This is a genomic window from Oleiphilus sp. HI0123 (assembly GCF_001635315.1).
The window spans coordinates 1-3,866 of the sequence record NZ_LWGE01001601.1; the positions used below are offsets into that span (position 1 = coordinate 1).

Sequence of the window (3,866 nt, forward strand, 5' to 3'; positions counted from 1 at the left end):
TGCGACCTGCTTACCCGAGTAGGTTGCGACAAATGCGGCACGCATCGCCACTTCAGTTTTACCAAAACCAACGTCTCCGCAGACGAGCCGGTCCATCGGCTGTTCGCGTGTCATATCGCGAAGCACTGCCTTAATCGCAGCTTGCTGATCGGGTGTCTCTTCAAACGGGAAATTGGCGCAGAAGGCGCGGTAAGCTTCACCAGGTTTATCACATTTAAATCCGGAGCGTGCTTCACGCTTTGCATAAACTTCGAGCAATTCTGCGGCCGTATCACGAATTTTCTCTAAGGCTTTTTGCTTTGCTGCACTCCACTTTTCAGTTCCCAGACGGTGCAGCGGAGCGAGTGATTCGTCAGTTCCGCTATATCGAGAAATAAGGTTGAGGTTAGATACAGGAACATAGAGCTTGGCTTCGTTGGCATACTCAAGCATTAGAAACTCATCGACTTGATCACCCACTTTGATCGTTTCTAAACCGCGATAGCGGCCAACGCCATTATCAATATGTACGACCGGCGCGCCGATGGATAATTCCGTCAGGTTTTTCACCATCATTTCAGAATTATCACTAGATTTCTTACGGCGTCGGCTCTGTACAACTCGCTGGCCGAACAATTCTGTTTCGGTGATAACCTGAAGTGACGCTTCTTGCGAAATAAAGCCGTGCGACAAACTGCCAGTTACTAACTGTACCTGGCTGTCTGTTTGCAGAAAGCTTTGCCAGCTTTGAGTGTCTTCGAATGCGAAGGCGTACTGTGTGAACAACTCGCTTAGTACTTCACGTCTGCCCGCGGTTTCAGCAATGATCAGCGTCTTACCGGCAAAGGCGTCTATTGCCGTTTTAAGCGCACTGAGTGGATCGGTATTTCTGTCATCGACACCTACTTGCCCTAGTACATCAAAAGGTAAGTTTGATTTACCTGCACCTTCACTTAATCTCGCGGTGGATAAGGTTAACCTTGGGTGTTGCTTTAAATCAGAAAATAATTCGTCAGTTGTCAGGAACAGGTTTCTAGGCGGAAGAATAGGGCGCTGGATATCGTGCCTTCGATCTTCGTAACGGCCGTTAATATCGCTCCACACATGATCTAGCAATTCAGGCATGTCACTTGGCGTAATGACAAGTGACTGTTCAGGTAAATAGTCAAACAGTGTTGTCATCTCTTCAAAAAACAGCGGGCTGTAATATTCAACGCCGTGTGGTTTGATTCCGTCTTTGATATCTCGATATAAAGGACAGTTTGATGCCGCATTTGGGAACTGCTCTAACCAACGGTTCCGAAAACTCATGCGGCTTTTATCGTCCCATGGGAATTCGTTTGCAGGTAAAATCTTTAGCGATTTGATCTTATTTTTTGAACGCTGGTTATCCGGGTCGAATGTACGCAGGCTTTCTATCTCATCATCAAACAACTCGATACGAACGGGTTCTTCACTGCCCATAGGGTAAAGGTCAAAGATTGAGCCTCGTATTGCGTACTCGCCATGCTCATAAACGGTATTAACATTTCTGTAGCCAACTTCTTCAAGCATACGGCGGTACTTTTCAAGCTCAAATGTCTGCCCATTCTTTAAAGAAAAGGTGTGCGCGTTCAAAAAGCTTTTTGGTGGCAAACGATGCAATAGCGTATTAAGCGGGATGATAAGTAAGCCGCGCTTAGCAAGAGGAAGCTTGCTGAGAGTTTCCAAACGCTGAGAAATAATATCTTCATGGGGTGAGAATGTATCGTAGGGAAGTGTTTCCCAGTCAGGGAAAACATAAACCTCATGCTTGCCTTCGTTAAAGAATTTAAACGCGCTTTCCATTGCGTAGGCTTGTTGCGAATCTTTAGCGATATATAAACAAAAGCCTTCTATCTCATTAAGTAACTCGTAAAGTGTCGCCGCGCTAGCACCTTGAGGAATGGAGCCCCAGTATTTATGGTCAGCGGGCACTGAAGGAATAAGCGTTGACGAAATAGAAGAGACATTCATGCTAAGTTACTGTTCTCGAATTGGCGGCAGAAATAAGGGGCGAATAATAGCTTTGATCGAGGAATATTGCACCCCGATATAAGCCCTTAGCAAACGAGATACAAAAATCTTTGCTTTGGTTTAACGAAAGCGCTTTCTTTGTGGCATAATTCGCGCCGCTATTAATAGATAGCTGAACCATGACCCAGATCTTGAGGCAATACCTTGTTAGTTACCGCGAATATTACAATGCAGTTTGGCGCAAAGCCGTTATTTGAAAACGTTTCAGTTAAGTTTGGTGAGGGCAACCGCTATGGCCTAATTGGTGCCAATGGCTGCGGTAAGTCAACCTTTATGAAAATATTGGGCGGTGACTTAGAGCCTACCTCGGGGAATGTCTCTAAAGACCCTAATGAACGAATTGGTAAGCTAAAGCAGGACCAGTTCGCCTATGAAGAGTTTAGTGTTGTCGATACCGTTATCATGGGGCATGAAGAGCTTTGGTCAATCAAAGCGGAGCGTGATGCGATCTACGCCAAGCCTGAAATGAGTGAAGAAGACGGTATTCGCGCAGGCGAGCTTGAATCTGAATTCGCTGAAATGGACGGCTACAGTGCAGAATCTAGAGCGGGTGAATTACTGATTGGCGTTGGTATTCCGGTTGAGCAGCATTATGGCCCAATGAGCGAAGTTGCACCGGGTTGGAAACTTCGTGTCTTACTCGCGCAAGCACTTTTCTCTGAACCCGATATCATGCTGCTCGATGAGCCGACCAACAACCTGGATATTAATACCATTCGTTGGCTAGAAGGTGTTCTCAACGAGCGTAACTGTACGATGATCATCATCTCGCACGATAGACACTTCTTAAATAGTGTTTGTACGCATATGGCTGATCTCGACTACGGTGAATTACGTCTGTATCCGGGCAACTATGACGAATACATGCTTGCATCGACTCAGGCACGTGAACGCCAGATGTCTGATAATGCGAAGAAGAAAGCACAGATCTCAGAATTAAAGGCCTTTGTCGCTCGTTTCTCAGCCAATGCATCTAAATCTAAGCAAGCCACCTCGCGTGCAAAACAGATTGATAAAATTCAGCTTGATGATATCAAACCCTCGAGCCGCCAAAACCCTTTCATCGTCTTTAACCAAGAAAAGAAGCTTCACCGAATGGCGCTTGAAGTTGAAAGCTTGACCAAGACCTATGAAGAAACGCTCTTCAAAGACCTTAACCTGATGGTTGAAGTGGGCGAGCGTATCGCGATTATTGGCCCTAACGGTATCGGAAAAACCACCATGCTTCAGTGCCTTACAAATAGCATCGAGCATGATGCTGGTACAATAAAGTGGTCTGAGAATGCCAATATTGGTTACTACGCTCAGGATCACGCTTCAGATTTCGAAGAAGACAAAGATCTATTCGAATGGATGGGTGAATGGGGGCAAGAAGGTGATGACGAACAAGTGATTCGTGGCACTCTTGGTCGCTTACTTTTCTCTCAGAACGATATCAACAAGTCAGTCAAAGTGATTTCGGGTGGAGAGCAGGGCAGGATGCTATTTGGCAAGATCATGCTTCAGAAGCCAAATATTCTTGTGATGGATGAGCCGACTAACCACTTGGACATGGAGTCTATTGAATCCTTGAATATGGCGCTAGAAAAGTTTGAAGGAACTCTACTGTTCGTTTCTCACGATAGAGAATTTGTTTCATCTTTGGCGACACGTATTATCGAGATTACGCCTGATGGCATAGTCGACTTTAACGGTAACTATGATGAATACCTAGAGAGCCAGGCCCAGTAAAAACCTTGCTCTTAAGGTTTTGAATGAAGGGGCGTAAAGCCCCTTTTTTAGCATTGTTATATATCGACCGGACTTACGACACCTCGCTCCTGTATGCCAAC

The 3,866-nt window shown here is 45.6% G+C and carries 2 protein-coding genes; one reads left to right on the top strand and one right to left on the bottom strand.

Annotated features, from left to right (window positions below):
• A partial coding sequence (locus tag A3761_RS21495) for a CarD family transcriptional regulator (RefSeq protein WP_304439635.1) occupies positions 1-1,974 on the bottom strand: 1,974 nt, incomplete at its 3' end.
• A gap of 204 nt (positions 1,975-2,178) precedes the next feature.
• On the opposite strand from A3761_RS21495, the gene A3761_RS21505 reads away from it, so the two are divergent.
• The gene (locus tag A3761_RS21505; protein WP_082865111.1) at positions 2,179-3,765 is read left to right on the top strand and encodes an ABC-F family ATPase; all 1,587 of its coding nucleotides are present in this window, start codon (positions 2,179-2,181) and stop codon (positions 3,763-3,765) included.
• Positions 3,766-3,866 lie beyond the last annotated feature (101 nt).